At 70.5% G+C, this 15,438-nt stretch carries 13 protein-coding genes, 1 tRNA gene and 4 pseudogenes; 5 read left to right on the top strand and 13 right to left on the bottom strand.

All coding sequences use genetic code 11. From position 1 onward, the window contains the following. The first annotated feature begins 242 nt into the window (after positions 1 to 242). A tRNA-Leu gene (locus ACFYZF_RS29850) sits at positions 243 to 326 on the top strand. Positions 327 to 516: 190 nt separating this feature from the next. Here the strand turns inward: ACFYZF_RS29850 and ACFYZF_RS29845 are convergent. The 9 genes and pseudogenes from ACFYZF_RS29845 to ACFYZF_RS29805 form a co-directional block, all read right to left on the bottom strand. Continuing rightward, positions 517 to 624: a hypothetical protein gene (locus tag ACFYZF_RS29845; RefSeq protein ID WP_387026397.1), complete on the bottom strand. Its 108-nt coding sequence runs from the start codon at positions 622 to 624 to the stop codon at positions 517 to 519. 206 nt (positions 625 to 830) lie between these two features. Beyond that, positions 831 to 983 (bottom strand): annotated as a pseudogene (locus ACFYZF_RS29840) (recombinase family protein); the annotation flags it as partial. Between the two features lie 266 nt (positions 984 to 1,249). Continuing rightward, positions 1,250 to 1,630: pseudogene (locus ACFYZF_RS29835) on the bottom strand (recombinase); the annotation flags it as partial. A gap of 236 nt (positions 1,631 to 1,866) precedes the next feature. Next, a complete protein-coding gene (locus tag ACFYZF_RS29830) occupies positions 1,867 to 2,124 on the bottom strand; it encodes a hypothetical protein (RefSeq protein WP_387026393.1) in 258 nt (85 codons plus the stop codon). A 96-nt stretch (positions 2,125 to 2,220) separates the two neighbouring features. Continuing rightward, the gene (locus ACFYZF_RS29825) at positions 2,221 to 2,544 is read right to left on the bottom strand and encodes a hypothetical protein (RefSeq protein ID WP_387026391.1); all 324 of its coding nucleotides are present in this window, start codon (positions 2,542 to 2,544) and stop codon (positions 2,221 to 2,223) included. Beyond that, on the bottom strand, positions 2,541 to 3,008 hold the full coding sequence (locus ACFYZF_RS29820) for a hypothetical protein (RefSeq protein WP_387026395.1): 468 nt from the start codon (positions 3,006 to 3,008) through the stop codon (positions 2,541 to 2,543). Before ACFYZF_RS29820 ends, ACFYZF_RS29825 begins: the two co-directional genes overlap by 4 nt. 6 nt (positions 3,009 to 3,014) lie before the next feature. Next, positions 3,015 to 3,421, bottom strand: a pseudogene (locus ACFYZF_RS29815) (ATP-binding cassette domain-containing protein); the annotation flags it as partial. Between the two features lie 430 nt (positions 3,422 to 3,851). Beyond that, positions 3,852 to 4,640 (bottom strand): ABC transporter permease subunit, encoded by a 789-nt coding sequence (locus ACFYZF_RS29810; RefSeq protein ID WP_387026389.1) that lies wholly within the window; start codon positions 4,638 to 4,640, stop codon positions 3,852 to 3,854. Then, positions 4,633 to 5,547, bottom strand: a complete 915-nt coding sequence (locus ACFYZF_RS29805; RefSeq protein ID WP_387026387.1) for an ABC transporter ATP-binding protein — start codon at positions 5,545 to 5,547, stop codon at positions 4,633 to 4,635. Before ACFYZF_RS29805 ends, ACFYZF_RS29810 begins: the two co-directional genes overlap by 8 nt. A gap of 85 nt (positions 5,548 to 5,632) precedes the next feature. On the opposite strand from ACFYZF_RS29805, the gene ACFYZF_RS29800 reads away from it, so the two are divergent. After that, positions 5,633 to 6,088: a GbsR/MarR family transcriptional regulator gene (locus ACFYZF_RS29800; RefSeq protein WP_387026385.1), complete on the top strand. Its 456-nt coding sequence runs from the start codon at positions 5,633 to 5,635 to the stop codon at positions 6,086 to 6,088. Positions 6,089 to 6,342: 254 nt separating this feature from the next. Next, positions 6,343 to 6,498 (top strand): annotated as a pseudogene (locus ACFYZF_RS29795) (IS110 family transposase); the annotation flags it as partial. 67 nt (positions 6,499 to 6,565) lie between these two features. Here ACFYZF_RS29795 and ACFYZF_RS29790 read toward each other — a convergent pair. Genes ACFYZF_RS29790 through ACFYZF_RS29780 form a run of 3 tightly spaced genes read right to left on the bottom strand, consistent with a single transcriptional unit; the run spans position 6,566 to position 8,266 of the window. Next, positions 6,566 to 7,051: a hypothetical protein gene (locus tag ACFYZF_RS29790; RefSeq protein ID WP_350888217.1), complete on the bottom strand. Its 486-nt coding sequence runs from the start codon at positions 7,049 to 7,051 to the stop codon at positions 6,566 to 6,568. Further along, on the bottom strand, positions 7,038 to 7,559 hold the full coding sequence (locus ACFYZF_RS29785) for a hypothetical protein (protein ID WP_091630141.1): 522 nt from the start codon (positions 7,557 to 7,559) through the stop codon (positions 7,038 to 7,040). The genes ACFYZF_RS29790 and ACFYZF_RS29785 overlap by 14 nt, the downstream gene beginning before the upstream one ends. Then, positions 7,556 to 8,266, bottom strand: coding sequence for a hypothetical protein (locus tag ACFYZF_RS29780; protein ID WP_387026382.1), 711 nt, complete (start codon positions 8,264 to 8,266; stop codon positions 7,556 to 7,558). The genes ACFYZF_RS29785 and ACFYZF_RS29780 overlap by 4 nt, the downstream gene beginning before the upstream one ends. 182 nt (positions 8,267 to 8,448) lie before the next feature. On the opposite strand from ACFYZF_RS29780, the gene ACFYZF_RS29775 reads away from it, so the two are divergent. Further along, on the top strand, positions 8,449 to 11,568 hold the full coding sequence (locus ACFYZF_RS29775) for a BTAD domain-containing putative transcriptional regulator (RefSeq protein ID WP_387026380.1): 3,120 nt from the start codon (positions 8,449 to 8,451) through the stop codon (positions 11,566 to 11,568). 45 nt (positions 11,569 to 11,613) lie between these two features. Further along, the gene (locus tag ACFYZF_RS29770; RefSeq protein WP_387026378.1) at positions 11,614 to 11,838 is read left to right on the top strand and encodes a hypothetical protein; all 225 of its coding nucleotides are present in this window, start codon (positions 11,614 to 11,616) and stop codon (positions 11,836 to 11,838) included. Positions 11,839 to 12,520: 682 nt separating this feature from the next. Here the strand turns inward: ACFYZF_RS29770 and ACFYZF_RS29765 are convergent. After that, on the bottom strand, positions 12,521 to 15,289 hold the full coding sequence (locus ACFYZF_RS29765) for a LuxR C-terminal-related transcriptional regulator (RefSeq protein ID WP_387026376.1): 2,769 nt from the start codon (positions 15,287 to 15,289) through the stop codon (positions 12,521 to 12,523). Positions 15,290 to 15,438 lie beyond the last annotated feature (149 nt).

Genomic DNA, 15,438 nt, shown 5'->3' with positions numbered 1-15,438 from the left:
GGAGATCCGCGACGACATCCACGAAGCCTTCCTCACCCTCGCCTGCGCCATCATCTGCTGGCGCCGACTCCAACACTCAAAGAGTTAGGAGTTGTAAGCCCCCTGAACTGGGCAAACGGGCTGGCAGGAAGGTGATGTGCATGATCCATCGCCGCCGTGTACAGTAATGCCCCGTGCGGCCCTCCGGGTCGGCCAACGGGCGGTGAATCCGCCCAGGCCGACAGGGTAGGCTGAACGAGTAGGTCCGGGTGGCGGAATGGCAGACGCGCTAGCTTGAGGTGCTAGTGCCCGTAAAGGGCGTGGGGGTTCAAGTCCCCCCTCGGACACATCATTACCACATATCGATCATGGTCCGCGCAGGTTGACCTGCGCGGATGATTTTATGGTCGGTGTGCAGTGTTCCTGGTCGCAGACGATGGTGATCTTCCTCCTGTGCAAAAGCGCGACCAGGTCGCGCGGAGTCGGGATGCCGCTGGCGAGGCTGGGATGGTCGGCGAGCCTTGCGATGATGTGGTCTTACCGGAGGTAGAGGATCTTGCGCCGGCGGTTGGTGGGCTGTTGGGTGCTGGTGTGGCCGTGGCGGCATCGGTAGCCGGGGCGTTGATTGATCCAGTGAGATTCCATTTTTCGGCCACATGGCCCGCAGCGCAGTAGTCCGGTGAACAGGTAGCGGCGGGTGGTGCCGTCGTGGGCGCTTCGGTGGGAGCGGACGGCCTGGGTGGCGACGAAGTCCTGTTCGCTGACCAACGCGGTGTGGGCCGTTGCTTGGAGACCACCCAGTCCGCGGTCGGGTTCCGTCGGATGGGTTCTCGCTCCGGGCGGCTGGTGTCGGTGTCGGTGTCGGTGTCGGTGTGCGCGGGTTGCCGGTTCCAGACCTGCCGGCCGGTGTAGCGAGGGTTGGCGAGTATCGCCGCGACCGTTCGCAGGGTCCACCGGTCGCCACTGGGTGTGGATTGCGGTGGGGATCGATGCCCGACGGGCACGGTATGCCGGCGTCGTTGAGTGCGCGCGCGATGCTGGCGAGGCTCTGGCCATCCAGGCGTTGGGCGAACATCCACCGTACGTGTCCGGCCGTGGCCGGATCCGGTTCGAGGCGCTGAAGCCGGCGACCCCAGCGCGCGTGCGCGGCATTCGGATGAGGGCCGGCGTCCACGAGTCGGTAGCCGTAGGGCGGCCGGCCTCCGAGATACCGTCCCTGCTCCCGCGCTTGGGCCCGCATCGCCGTGACGACCCGGAACCGGGCGCGCTGCACCTCACGTTTCGACTGGGCGCCCAGCATCATGATCAGCGCCTGATGGGTCGGGTTGTGGAGATCGACCGGCCCGTCTGTCTCGGGCAGCCACAGCTGAACATCGTGATGTTCGAGCACGGGCGCCAAGTGCCGCAGTTGGTTGGCGGAGAACGCCCGCTCGTACTCGCCGACCACGATGGCGTTGAACCCGCGATCTGGGTCGTCGAGCGCGGCCAGCAGCGCGGCGGCCTGCGGTCGCTGCCGCCAACTTCGGCGGCGGGAGCAGCCGACGTCGAAGTACTCGGCAACGATCACCCCGTAACCGGCGACGAGCTCGGTGGCGCAGTCCCGCTGCCAGTGCCGAGAGGTCACCCGGTCCTGGTGCTCGACGGTCGACATCCGACCGTAGAACGCAAACCGAAGACCACGCCGCCGTTGGGTAGGCGGGTGCGGGTCGGGCTGCGGCTGCCAGTTGAGCCATCGAGTCAGGGGATCCTCGAGATCGTCACGCGGGTTGTCCGACACGCCGACTTTTCTACGAGGAATCCTCGCGGCCGAGTCGGACATGCAGTCCGCTGACGTTGGTTGAGAGACCTGGCCGGTGTCGTCGGCCTGCCCGGCCAGCCCGGCGTGTTCTATCGGGGCCTGCGCACCGTGGCCATCGACAGCAGTCCGGCGCCGAGCAGTGCGACGGTGGCGCCGCTCGCGGCGGCGCGGCTCGGGAAGACCTGTGCCGCGAGGGTTCCGGCGGCGGCGAAGAACACGCCGACCAGCGCGACACCGGCGCCGTGCAGCACGGCACCAGCCGGTGGGGTGCCGGCGGCGGTGAGGGCGGTCGCGGTGGCGACCCCGACGAGCAGCGCGGCGGTGACGATCACGGTGGCTTGGCGCATCACGACGGTGGACAGCGGGACCTTGCCGGCCAGCAGCAGGTCCCAGTGGCCGGCGTCTTCGGCGCCGCGGGTGATCCGGGTGGCGGTGAGCAGCGCCTAGACCCCGACCAGGACGGCGAGGATGGTGCCGGTGCGCCACACGGTGAAGCCGCCCGCGGAGTCGAGGGCGACCGGCTGCCCGAACAGGGTACGGATCGCCGGGTTCTCGGCCAGCGCGGCGAGGGCGGCGGCGTCCATGGCGTCGCCGACGGTGCTGGCATAGGTGGTGGCGACCATCGCCGACATGCCGCCCACGAGGATGATGACGATGAGCGCCCCGCGCCGCACCTGGCGGACAGCCAGCCAGGTCACCGCGTTCCTCGCGCCGGCATCCCTCGCTGCCTGGGTGGCCTGCGGTGCGCGCGCGTTGACGGCGGTCATCGGGACACCTCGTTGTAGTAGTCGAGGAAGATCTCCTCAAGGGTCCGTTCATGGATCGTCAGCGCGGTCACGTCCGCCGTGGCCAGCGCCCGCAGGGCCGGCGCGGGCGAGCCGGTGAAAGTGAACCGTAGCCGGGCGGGCCCGACCCGTTCCACCGCCTCGACACCGGGCACATCGTCCAGCCGGGGTGCCGTGCCGGCGAAGGTGACCTCGACCTGGCCGCGATGCAGTCGTCGGAGGTCCGCGACGTCGGCGATTTCCACGAGCTTGCCGGCGCGTAGGATCGCGACCCGGTCGCACACAGCTTCGACCTCGGCGAGCTGGTGGGAGCTGAGGAACACCGTCTGTCCCCGCTCGCAGGCCTGCGCCACCGCCCGCTGGAACTCCCGTTCCATCAACGGGTCCAGGCCACTGGTCGGCTCGTCGAAAACCAGCAGGGGAGCGCGGGTGGCGAAGGCCGCCACCAGGGCCACCTTCTGCCGGTTCCCGGTCGAGTAAGTCCGGCCGGATTTCGACACGTCCAGCGCGAACCGCTCGACCAACTCGTCGCGGTAGCCCCGATCGACACCGGGACCGGTGCGAGCCAGCAACTCCAGGGTCTCGGCGCCGGTCAGTTGCGGCCACAGCGCCACGTCGGCGGGCACGTACGCCAACGACCGCGTACGTCCTGGGCGTCGGTGTCGAATATCCGGGCGTGTCCCGCGGTCGGTCGGGCCATGCCGAGCAGCAGGCGGATGGTGGTGGACTTGCCGGCACCGTTTGGGCCGAGGAACCCGAACACCGACCCGGTGGGCACGGCGAGGTCGAGCGCGTCGAGCGCGAGGAGTCGCCCGTAGCGTTTGGTGAGATTTTCGGTGTGAACAGCGAACGCATCCATGGGAGCCCTCTTCGGTCGACGCGACATGACCACTGCCGACCAGACTTCCCGGCGCTCCTCAGCGGAGCGTACGCCCGGAAGCCACCGTTAGGAAGCGTGTGTCAGGTAGACGCGGGTCGTCCGCCTCGTAGGTGTCGGCGTCGCTGTTGTGCTTATCGACGAGGCAGGTGCGCTGTTATTGGCGGTGGTGTAGCCGAGCAGGGGGTGGTTGGCGCGCCGCGCGTTCCTATACGGCTCCTTCAAAGGAGGCGACTTAAGACGTCGCCGACTTGGAACGACGAACTCTCTGCGGCGAGCAGCCGGAACCTGGCCTCTGGCTGATGGCGGCGCCGACCCGACCGGCTGAAGGTGGGCGGGTCGGCACCTGGGCCACGTGCCGGGACTCCGACCGTCCCGTCGGGGGATCGGTCGGTGGAGACGGGCTGGCGGTTCAGCTGGTCAGGTCGCGACGGTTGAAGGCGAAGGTGGCGATGGCAACGAGTACGCCGATGGTTGCGGCGAGGATGCCGAGGTCGGCCCATTGGAAGCCGTTACGTAACGGCTCGTTGCCGATGTAGTAGTGGAACGGGGAGAGGTGGCGGAGGCCGTCGGCGCCGAGTTGGGTGGCGAAGGTGTTGGTGGCGTAGGCGAGAACGCCGACGACGGTGCTGCCGGCGAGTGCCGCGGCGCGGCTGCCGGTGGCGGCGCCGATGGTGATCGCGATGGCGCCGAAGAGGGTGCACAGCAGTGCCAGTGCCACGGACTGGGCGGCGAACTGGCCGATGCTGATGGTGTCGAGTTGGGCGCTGGGACGGACGGCGAGCATGGCGAGCAGGACGAGGCCGGCGAGGGTGCAGGAGCCGATCGCGAGGACGGCGCAGCGGTGCAGTAGCAGCCGTGTCCTGCTGATCGGGTGGGCGAGGAGCAGGTCGAGGTAGCCGGCCTCCTCGTCGCCGGCGATGGCCCGGGTGCCGGTGGCGATGCCGTAGATGACGGCGATCAGGGGCACGATGATGCCGAAGACGCTGGAGCCCAGGTAGCCGGCGGCGCTGGCGATGTCGTCCATGTTGAGGGCTTCGCGCAGGGCGGGGGAGAAGCCCTCGACGGCCTGGCCCATGGCCCCGTCGGCGACCTGGGGGTAGAAGCCGGCGTACATGGTGCCGACCAGTGCGGTGCCGACGGTGAAGCCGGTGAGGCTGCGGTGGGAGTCCCAGAGGGTCTTGGTCAGGACGTCAGGCACGGCTGGTCTCCTTGGCGACCTCGGTGGTCCGGTAGTAGGTGAAGAAGAGTTCCTCGAGGTCGGGTTCGCTGGCCCGCAGGCCGGCGACCCGGTGTCGGGCGAGGATGGTGATCAGCTCGTTCGGGTCGGTGGCCAGGGCGAAACGGGCGGTCGGGCCGTCGATGGTCAGGTCCGAGATGCCGGGGAGCGTGGCGAGGGCGGCCTGGTCGATCGGGCCGGTGAAGGTGATCTCGAACCGGTGTTGGGCGTGGTCGCGGAGCCGGGCGACGGTGTCGAGGGCGACGAGCCGGCCCTCGCGGATGATTCCGACCCGGTCGGCGACGGCTTCGACCTCGGTCATGATGTGCGACGACATGAAGACGGTCTGTCCGGCGGCCCTGGCCTCGCGAACCAGGTCGAGGAAGGTCTGTTGGACGAGCGGGTCGAGCCCGGAGGTCGGCTCGTCGAGGATCAGCAGGTCGGGTCGGTGCATGAACGCCTGGACCAGGCCGACCTTCTGCCGGTTGCCCTTGGACAGCGCCCTGATCCGGACGGACAGGTCGAGATCGAGACGGGCGGCCACTTCCTCGATCCGCGTCCGGGGCACGCCGCCGCGCAGGTCGGCCAGGAACGACAGGCACTCGCCGACCCGCTGACGGGGGTCGACCACGAATTCGCCGGCGAGGTGACCGATCCGGCGATGCAGTGCGACAGCGTCCTTGCGCGGGTCACGGCCGAACAGCCGGGCGCGGCCGCTCGTGGGGCGGATGAAGTCCAGCAGCAGCCGGATGGTGGTGGACTTCCCGGCGCCGTTCGGGCCGAGGTAGCCGAACACCTCACCCTCGGCCACCGCCAGGTCCAGCTCGACCAGTCCTCGGCGGGTCCCGTACGTCTTGGTCAGCTTTTCCAGCTGAATCACGTCTTCCATGACGGTGACATTATCGAGTCTTCAGAGATCTCTGAAGGATCGGAGCTGTTAGGATTTCGTCAAGATTTGCGACAGGAGGACCGGGGTGTCAGCGTTGAGCGATCCGGCGGAGCACCTTGCCCTGGCCCTGACTCAAGGGGGGATGCAGCGGATGACCGCGCGGGTCTTGGCGGCACTGCTCTTCACCGAGCAGGACACGCTGACCGCGGGCGAGATCACCGAGTTGCTCATCATCAGCTCGGGTAGCGTCTCCACGGCGCTGAAGTCACTCACCTCGGTCGGACTGATCGAGAAGGTGCCCGCCCCTGGCAGCCGCCGGGAACACTTCCGCTTCCGCGAAGGCGCCTGGGCGACGCTGATGTCGGAGCAGAACCAGCTGGTGAGGGTGATGCGAGAGGCTGCTGAGCAGGGCATCGCGGCCACCGGCGAAGACAGCGTCGCTGGCCGCCGTCTCGGTGAGATGCGGGACTTCTACGACTACCTGTGGCGGGAACTGCCGGCCCTCATCGACCAGTGGAAGGCCCACGGATCAAAAGGCTAGGGGTTCGATTCCCTAGACGAGTAAGTCCTAACGACCCCCGGGGCTGCGGTATAGGCGAAGGGTGTTGAAGATTCGTTTGTGACGACAGACCTCAACACCCTTCTGACCGCACTGTACGTGAAGATCGACGACTGGCTTGGACGGCCGAACCGCCGCGAAGCGCTCCACGCCGACGTAGGCCGCTGACCTGCGGCGACAAGCCGCGACGGTTGACGGCCCGACCGGCCCGGACGCGTGGCCCGGGCCGGCCGCTTACCAGCCGCGCCTACTACGACGGCAAACGCGGCGAAGGCAAACGCCACAACGCCGCCCTCATCTGCCTCGCCCGACGCCGCTGCGACGTCCTCCACGCCATGCTCCGCGACAAGATCCCCTACCAACCCCGCCCAACAACACCGATCACCGCTTGACCAAACCCATAGGGACACCCCCCGATGGCGAACCGTCTGACGACGTCACACCCGCGCAGTCCGCAGCTCAGGTGCGGATGTTGGGCAGGTTGACCCCGCAGGTGCGTTCGATGAACTCCCCCGCGCGGCGTCCGCTCGCCTTCACCGCCGTGCCGTTCGGCACGGCCGCCTCCGCAGCGGACGCGTCGTCGTGCTCGTGCGCGGCCGTGCCGGCGTCGTGACCGGCCGCCTCCGGGCTCGATCCGGTCGGGCCGTGGTCGTGCGGGGTGGTGGGCTCGGGTCCCCCCAGTGCACCGGCGAGCCGCTCCAGGTCCGGGGTGAGCTCCCGTGGTGCGGAGCGGATCAGGGCGGCCATCGCCTCGACCCGCTGCTCACTGGTGAGCTCGCTCTGGTTGACCAGAGCGAAGGTCTGCGCCTCGGCGCAGAACTGGCTCCGGCCCGACCAGTCCGAGGGCAGATCCGGCCGAGACAGCCACCACCCGCCCAGCGCGGCGGCGGCCACCGCGACCACCGCCGCACCGGAGAACAGCAGACGACGATCAGACGTTGTCATTGATCGCGGTGATGTCATGGCTGTCGAAGTTCTTGGGCCAGATCTCGCTGCGCATACACGAGTTGTTGTCCGTGTCGGCGCTCTTCGAGCGGTGGCCCAGCGAGCCGGTGTGCCCGAGTTCGTGACAGCCGAGGCTCTGCCAGTAGCCCGTGGACTTGCCGCTCATCGTCCGGGTGTTGAATTTGACGTCGTACTGGTCGCACAGCCCGTTCCACCAGTTGGTGTCGGTGCAGGTCGTCTGCCCGTACCAAGAACTGGAGTACGACTTGTCGTAGACGTGGATGTCCCCGCCGCCGGTCGAGGTGTTGATCTGCGAGCGGTCGAGCTGAGCCCGGCCGTGCGAGACCGCCGCCTTGCCGGCGCTCGTCAGCGAGTTCGACTCCACCGCCTGTTCCTTGTTGTCCGGCTTGCCGCTGTTGGCCTTGCCGCCGTGCCCGGCCATGGCCGGTGGCGCCAACGCCACCACGGCGATCAGCGTGGTACCGAGGACGATCGTCGTGCGCTTCATTCCCCACTCTCCTCCGGAGGCTGCGGCAGCTCCGCGGTCGGCATCGACTCGGTCAGCGTGCCGGCGGCGACCTGCCCGCTCGCCGCGACGACCGTGTTGTTCAGGAACGAGGGCGCCATCGTGGTGATCGACGTGGCCAGCTCGTTCTCCGCGTTGCTGGGCCGCAGCGCGCCGTCGACCACCAGCGGCCGCCCGTCGGAGCTGGCCAGCTGGTAGGTGTAGGGGTTGCTGGTGCCGACGGCGCGGCGCAGGAAGAAGTAGCCGGTGTCGCCCACCGCACTCCAGGCCACGTTGTTGGAGATGTAGCCGCGCCCCTCCTCGTCCCAGCCCTCCTCCTCGAGGGTGATGGACGGCGGGATGATCAGGTTCTTCGGGTTGTGCAGGACCTCGTACTGGTTGATCGTCACCGTCCGCAGCCGGATGTCACCGCCAACCGCCGCCGGGTCCTCGTCGGCGCTGGCCAGCCGGCCGGGCTCCACCGAGGTGACCGTGCCGAAGACCACCAGGTGTGAGGTGGCGGTCATCTGCTCGACGGTCTGGAAGTCGTACATCTCCTTGCCGAAGGCAAGCGCCTCGGGCTGTGTGTCGTAGCGCACGCCGGGGTCGGCCCGGCCGACACCCACGGCCGCCACGAGCGCGGCCACCGCGACGGCGCCTGCCGCCGTCAGGCCCAGCCGGCGTAGGCCGGGACGCCTGAGTTTCTCCACTCGCCGTTCTCCCTTTTCGAGGTGAGGCGCGGCCGGTGCCGGCCGCGCGTCCCGACCGAACGGCCGAAGGGCCGCCAGATCAGGACGGGATACACGGTCCACACCCGTGGATGCAGGATGCTTGCAACCGGCTTGCAGCTCGTCCACTGCGGACCGTCATACTCGCCGGTGGGGAGGTGGCGGTGGAGTTCCGGGTGTTGGGCACGGTCGAGGTGTGGGCGCACGGCGTCCAAGTCGACCTCGGTGGGCGCCAGCCTCGCCTCGTTCTCGCGACGCTGCTGCTGGAGCCGGACCGGGTGGTGGCGGTGGATCGGCTGATCGACCTGGTCTGGGGTCCGGCGCCGCCGCGCAGCGCCCGGGGCACCGTGCAGGCACTGGTCTCCCGGCTGCGCACCGCGTTGCGGCAGGCGGGGGTGCCGGTGGAACTGATCGGCCGTGCGCCCGGCTACCTGCTCCGGGTCGACCCGCTGGCGGTTGACGCGCACCGGTTCACCGACATGGTCGCGCGGGCGCGGGCGGCCGGCGACGACGCCGTGGCCCTGTTCGACCAGGCGCTGGCGCTGTGGCGGGGGGAGCCGCTCGCCGACGTGGCCGACGAGGAGGTGCGGCACCGGCTCTGCGCCGGCCTGCGCGAGGCCCGCTGGACGGCGGTCGAGGAGCGGGCCGACGTGCTGCTGCGGCGGGGGCGTTCCCGGCAGGTCGCCGAGGAGTTGACCGACGCGGTGGCCCGGCAACCCGGACGCCAGCGGCTGGTCGGTCAGCTCATGCTGGCCCTGTACCGGGAGGGCGGCGCCGACCGGGCGCTGGCCACCTACCGGCAGGTACGCGATCGGCTCGCCGACGAACTCGGCCTCGACCCGGCCCCGGCGCTGCGCCGCCTTGAGGAGCGGATCCTGCGCGCCGACCCGACGCTGGGGCCGCCCGCCGACGTCGCCGGACCGGGCGGCGACGACCGCTCCGCGCTCGTCCGCCCCGCCGGGCTGCCGCACAGCAGCACGACCCTCACCGGACGGGACGCCGAGCTGGAACGGCTCGACGCCGGGTTGGCGGAGCCGGCCGGCCGTACCCGGATCTGGGTGATCAGCGGCACCGCCGGGGTGGGCAAGACCGCCCTGGCGCTGCACTGGGCCCACCGGGTCCGCGCGGAGTTCCCGGACGGGCAGCTCCACCTCGACCTGCGTGGCTTCGACGCCGACCGGGAGCCGATGCCGGTGGAGACGGCGCTGACCCACCTGCTGACCGCGCTCGGGGTCGACCCGAGGGCGGTGCCGGACGGGTTGGACGGCCGAACGGCGCTGCTCCGCTCGCTACTGGCCGGTCGGGACATGCTGCTGGTGCTGGACAACGCCCGCCACGCCGACCAGGTGCTGCCGCTCATCCCGTCCCGCGGCACCGTGCTCGTCACCAGCCGGCACCGCCTCGGTGACCTCGTGGTCCGCGCCGACGCCCGGCTGCTCCCGTTGGACGTACTCACCCCGGTGGCGTCGGTACGTCTCCTGGCGACGCTGCTGGGTGCGGCGGCCGTGCGGGCCGACCCGGCGGCGGCAGCGAAGCTGGCTCGGCTCTGCGGCCACCTGCCACTGGCCCTGCGCATCGCCGCGGCCAACGTGCAGTCGGCCGGCAGGGCGGACATCGCCGGCCTGGTCCGCGAGCTGGCCGACGGGGACCGGCTGGCCGGGTTGACCGTCGACGGCGCCGAGGAGGGGGCGGTGACGAAGGCGTTCGCCCTGTCGTACCGGGTGTTGTCCGGGCCGCAGCGGGAACTGTTCCGCCGCCTCGGCCTGGTGCCCGGGGCGAGCATCACCGCCGGCCCGGCCGGCGCGGTCGCCGGCGTGCCGGTGCCCACCGCGACCCGGCGACTGCGGGCCCTGGCGGCGGCGCACCTGCTGGAGCGACACCCCGGCGAGCGCTACCGCTTCCACGACCTGCTGCGCCGGTACGCCGTGGACCGGCTCACCGCGGAGGACGACGAGGCGGCCCGCAGGGTGGCCCGGAGGCGGCTGTTCGACCACTACCTGGACACGGCCGACGCGGCGGGCCGCCGGGTCATTCCGCATTTCGTGCGGCTGCCGCGGCCGGTGGCAGCGGACCCCTTCCCCGACACCGACGCCGCCCTGGCCTGGTTGGATGCCGAGTGGGCGAACCTTACGGCGGCGGTCGAAGAGGCCGCCCGGTGCGGTCCCCGCCGGTACGCCTGGCATCTCACCGACGCGCTGCGCGCCTACTTCCACCAGCGGGGTCGTCGGGAGGAGTGGCTGAACGCGGCGACGGTGGCGCTGGCCGCCGCCCAGACCGACGGTGACGCCCGCGCCCAGGCCGCGATGCACCAGAGCATCGCGCTCGTGCAGGTCAACAGCGGCCGGTACGAGGAGGCCCGCGAGCACCTGCTCGAAGGGCTGCGGTGCAGCGACGCGGACAGCTGGCAGGAGGGACGGGCCGGGATCCTGAACAACCTCAGCGCGGTGCACCAGCGGCTCGGCGACCCGCACGCGGCGATCGACTGCGCCCGCCTGTCGTTGGCGCTCAACCGCCGGTCGGGCAATGACGGCGGGGAGGCCATGTCCCTGGCCAACCTCGGGTTCTCGCATTGGCAGCTCGGCGCGTTCGCGGAGGCGGACGCCCACTTCCGGGCCGCACTGGAGCGCGGGGAGCGGGCCGGGGCGCACTACAACGTGGCCGTGCTCCTGGTCGACCTGGCCAACGTGCACCGGGACCGGGGCGACCCGGACGGCGCGGATGATCTCTACGCCCGCGCGCTCGCCGCCAATCGGGAGCTCGGCTACCGGTACGGTGAGGCGACCGCCCTGGCCGGCCGTGCGGTGCTCTGGAGCGACACGGATCGCGCCGAGCTGGCCCGTGCCGACGCCGAGCGGGCGGTGACGCTGACCCGGGAGATCGGCGACGCGGGCACCGAGGCGTGGGCTGCCGACGCGCTGGGGCGGGTGCTGCTGGCGCTGGGACACCCGGGCGAGGCGGCCGAGCAGCACCGCCGGTCCCTCGAACTTGCCCGGCGTACCCGATTCTGCTGGTGCGAGGCGACGGCCCTGACCAGCCTCGCCGCCGCCGAGCTGGCCGGGGGCGACCCGGAGGCCGCCGGGCGACACGGGCGGGCGGCGTTGGGTCTGGCCACCCGCTCGGGCTATCGGCCGCTTGAGATTCGGGCGTCCTATCTCCTCGCCCGGCTCGCGGAGCGGTCCGCGGACACGGCCGAGGCAGCGCGGCTGGACGGCCAGGCGACGCGGCTGGCCCGGGAGACCGGGTACGCGCTGCCGGGTCGCCCGGCACCGCAGCCGCAGCGCTAGACAGAACACGACGACGTACCCGCAGTCCTGGCCGAGTTCCACCGGGTGCTACGGCCCGGCGGAACCATACTGCTCGGATTCCACGCCGGCCAGGGCAGCCGGCTCAAGACGGAGGGCTACGGCGGCCACCCGATGAACGTCTACGTACACCGCCGCTCGCCTGAGCGGATCGCGGCCTGGCTGCTTGCCGCCGGCTTCACCGTCGAGGCCGAGATGGTGCACCACCCCGCCCCGAACGTCGAGGGCGGGTTCGTCTTCGCGCACCGGTAGATGGTCGGAGCACGCAGATCCACCCGTCCCAAGTTTCCTGAACTCTGGTGCGCTCGCCCATACGCTCCAGGTACAGCAGCCTACGAAGCCCGACCCAACAACTCCGCCAGCATGATCACCATCGCCACGGTCGACAACATCGCCAAACGCCTCACCTCCGAAACCACCCCAACCTGGCGAGACGGCTAAACCCACATAGCTGTCGAAGTGCGTGCATTGGATGTCCTCGGAGAGGTCCCGATCGCGTGTCTGCATCCGATCACCGGCTGGCCGGACCCGAACTCGTTGGGCGCGCGGAGCTGCTGACCCGCATCCGCTTCGCTCTGGCCGACCGTGGTGGCGTCTTGCTGCTCGGCCCGGCAGGCATCGGCAAGAGGGTGCTGCTCCGCGCTCTCGGCGAGGACAGCAGAGTCGGCGGCGAAACGTTCTGCTCAGCAGCCCGACCGCCGCCGAGGTCACCCAAGCCGGTCCTGACGGTCGGCCGTCGCTGACCCGGTAGAGGCAGAAGGGGACGCCGGGCTCCACCGCCCGGCGTTTCCTTCGTCGTCAGCCTGCTTGCGGCACCCAGAGGAGAATCCAGCCCTCGTCCGAGGGCAGCCCGTCCGTAGTCCTGCTGCGGACGTACAGGAAGTACACGTCGGGGACCTCCGGTGTGATGGTCACCAAATGTGAGACAGGGTCGTTATTTGTGCAGTCCCGGACGCAGGGTTTCTGCCGGCGCTGCCGTCAGGGCTGCAAGGTGCGCGAGTTGGATGCGGGAGTGGATGCCGAGCTTCCGGTAGACACGGGTGAGGTGTGCTTCGACTGTCTTGACACTGATGGTGAGGGCGGTGGCGATGTCGCGGTTGCTCGCTCCGCTGGCGGCGAGCTCGACGCAGCGCTGTTCGGCGGAGGTGAGGCGGGGGAGCGTACTGCCGTGCGCGGGGACGGGCTCCAGTTGGTGGAGGGTGCGGGTGGCGGCTTCGATCCAGGGGTGTGCCTGGTGCGTGCTGAAGAGGTCGGCGGCGCTCTGCGCCGCGGTGCGGGCGCTGGCGCGTCGGCGTCCGCGCCGTTCGGTTTGACTGAGGGCCAGCAGGGTTCGACCACGTTCGATGGGTAGGTGGCGGAGGCGGTCGGCTGCGGCGGCGAGGCGGTCGGCGGCCGCATCGTAGTTGCCCAGGGTGGCTTCCAGGAGTGCCTGGGAGCGGTCGAGCGCGGGGAGGACGCAGCTTCTACCTAGATCAGTCGCGGTGCGACGGGTGTCGGTCAGCAGCTTGCGGGCTTGGTCGAGGTAGCCGAGGGAGATGAGAGATTGGGCGAGGTCGGCGTGCCAGCGCAGGATGGACGGGTCGCGGACCTGCTGGTGCTTTTCAAGTGCACGGACCTCTTCCAGCGCCTCCAGGGCTTCTTTCGGACGCCCGGTGACCAGGAGAAGATGTCCGAGGACGAAGAGGTTTCGGGAGAGGAAGACCTTGTTGTCCTCTCGGCGGGAGGTGTCCGCCCCGCGGCGTGCGTGAGCGAGGGCGGAGTCGGTGCACGAGGCGGTGCCCTCGACTAGGGCGGAGGTGTAGCAGGCCGGTGCGGGGTCCAAGGCGGCTCTGTCGGTAAGCGACAGGGCGCGGCCGGCGTAGTTGAGGGCCAGTCCGCACCGTCCGGCGCGTATCTCAACTTCGGCGAGGCTGCGCAGGACATCCACGGTGCCTTCGGCGTCTCCGGTCCGCTCGGCTTCGACGAGCAGGGGCAGCAGTGCGCTGCGGGCTTCGTCCAGACGGTCGTCGAAGATGGCGTGCCGGGCGGAGAGCTGTTCCGGTCTGGCGTTGAGGGGGATGTGAGGGCTGCGTGGCAGGGACAGGGCGTGGCCGAGCGTGGTGTCGGCTTGGGGGCGGCCGAGGATGCGTTGGATGCGTGCCTGCATCGTGAGGGCCATGGCGGTGGTGGCTGTGTCGCCAGCGTTCCGGGCGAGACTGGCGGCCCGGGCGGCCTGGGCGCATGCCCGGTCGGGATCGCCGTTGACGTTGGCCCAGATCGCCTGGCGGACGAGGATCTGCGCGGTCAGGTCCGGATGTTCGGCCGCTTCGTGAAGTGCGTCGGCGAACAGCTTGTCGCCGTTGTACAGGTGCTGTCCGCCTGAGTCGATGAGGGCGATGAGGGCGTTGACGCGGTTGGCGGGGCTGCTGTCGTGGTTCAGGACGAGGCGGACGGCAGCCTGGCCGCGGGGCAGGTCGCCGTTGTGGGCGGCGTCGCGTACGGCGGTCAGCGCCCGTTCGGTGAGCAGGTCGGCGTCGGCTTCCGGGGTGCGTTCGGCGGCGAGCAGGGAGAGCTCGGCCGCTAGTGCGGGTTCTCCGCGCAGCCGGGCGCGGGCGGCGGCGCGGTCGGCGCGGTCGGCCGACTGCGGGTCGTTGGTGTCGGCCGCCAGCGTGGTGTGACGGTCGCGGCGGATGCTGTCGCGGCTGGCTTCGGCCAGGCGGGCGTGCAGGAGCCTGCGTGTGGCGACTGGCGGTCGGGCCGCGAGTTCGGCGCCGATCGCGGCGGCGGCGAACCGGATCTTCCCGTCGACCTGCCCGATGTTGATCAGTCCGGCTGCCTCGGCCTCGGCCAGGAGGTTTTCGGCGGGCGGGCCGGCGAGGCGGCTCAGCAGTTCGCGGTCGGGCTGGTCGTCGAGTGCGGCGACCGTCAACAGTTCCTGAACTTCGGCCGACACAGTGCCCAGCCATCCGTTCACCAGTCGGCGGGCGGCCGGCGGTAGGACCAGGTCGTCTACGAGACCCTGAGCGGCCGGCAGGTCGGTGGTGAGGCCGCGGGCCCCGGCGAATGCGAGGGCTAGGGCCGGGTTCCCTCCACTGCGGATGTGGGCCTGCGTGACCTGGTAGGGGGTTAGCCGGTACGGCGACAGCAGGGTCGCGACCTGATCGGGTGTCAGCGCCGGGATGCGGACCGCGCACGGGTCCTCGCCGCACCAGTGGCCTTCGCTCCCTGGGCGCCAGGTTCGCTCTGCGGCTATGACGGGAAGGTCGGGAGCCAGACGCAGTGCCCAACGCAAGACGGCCGCGCTGGCCGTATCCAGCCACTGGGCGTTGTCCACCACCAGTGTCAGAGGCGGGGTGTCCAGCAGCAGGGTGGCGGTCAACCGGCGCAGCCGTAGAGCGGTCCCGGCGGGATCGGCAGAGCCCGGCACTCCAACGGCCTTGTCGATCCCGGTCGCGAGTTCCCGCGCGGCCGGCAGCGGTTGGAGGGCCAGTGCGAGTTCGAGCAGCCCGGTGTAGGGGACCCGGGCGTCCTGCGGGCTCGGAGCCAGCTTTAGGACAGGCAAGCCCAGCTGCTGCCCGAGTACACCGGCCGCAGCGGTCTTGCCGATCCCGGGCGGACCGAACAGCACCACCCGACGGGCGCCGTGGACGACGCCCGGTACCACCGGCAGCATGGTGCCGGTGGCCCCCTGATGCGCATTCACTGCCGTCGCGGAATCTGGCACCGGGTCATAGTGCGCCCGACGGGCCTTCGCGCACCAGAGCAAGGGGTTGCCCTGATTTCGGCCAGCCTCCGCCGTTCCTAGTGTCATCGCCAAAGCCGAGCTGTCACCGGTTGCCGGAGATCCCATCAACACGGGCCCTGCTGCCACAC

This window comes from Micromonospora sp. NPDC001898, from assembly GCF_042891255.1.
Classification (GTDB): Bacteria; Actinomycetota; Actinomycetes; order Mycobacteriales; family Micromonosporaceae; genus Micromonospora.
The sequence above is the reverse complement of the archived record's forward strand: the minus strand, read 5'-3'. Positions and strand labels throughout refer to the sequence as shown.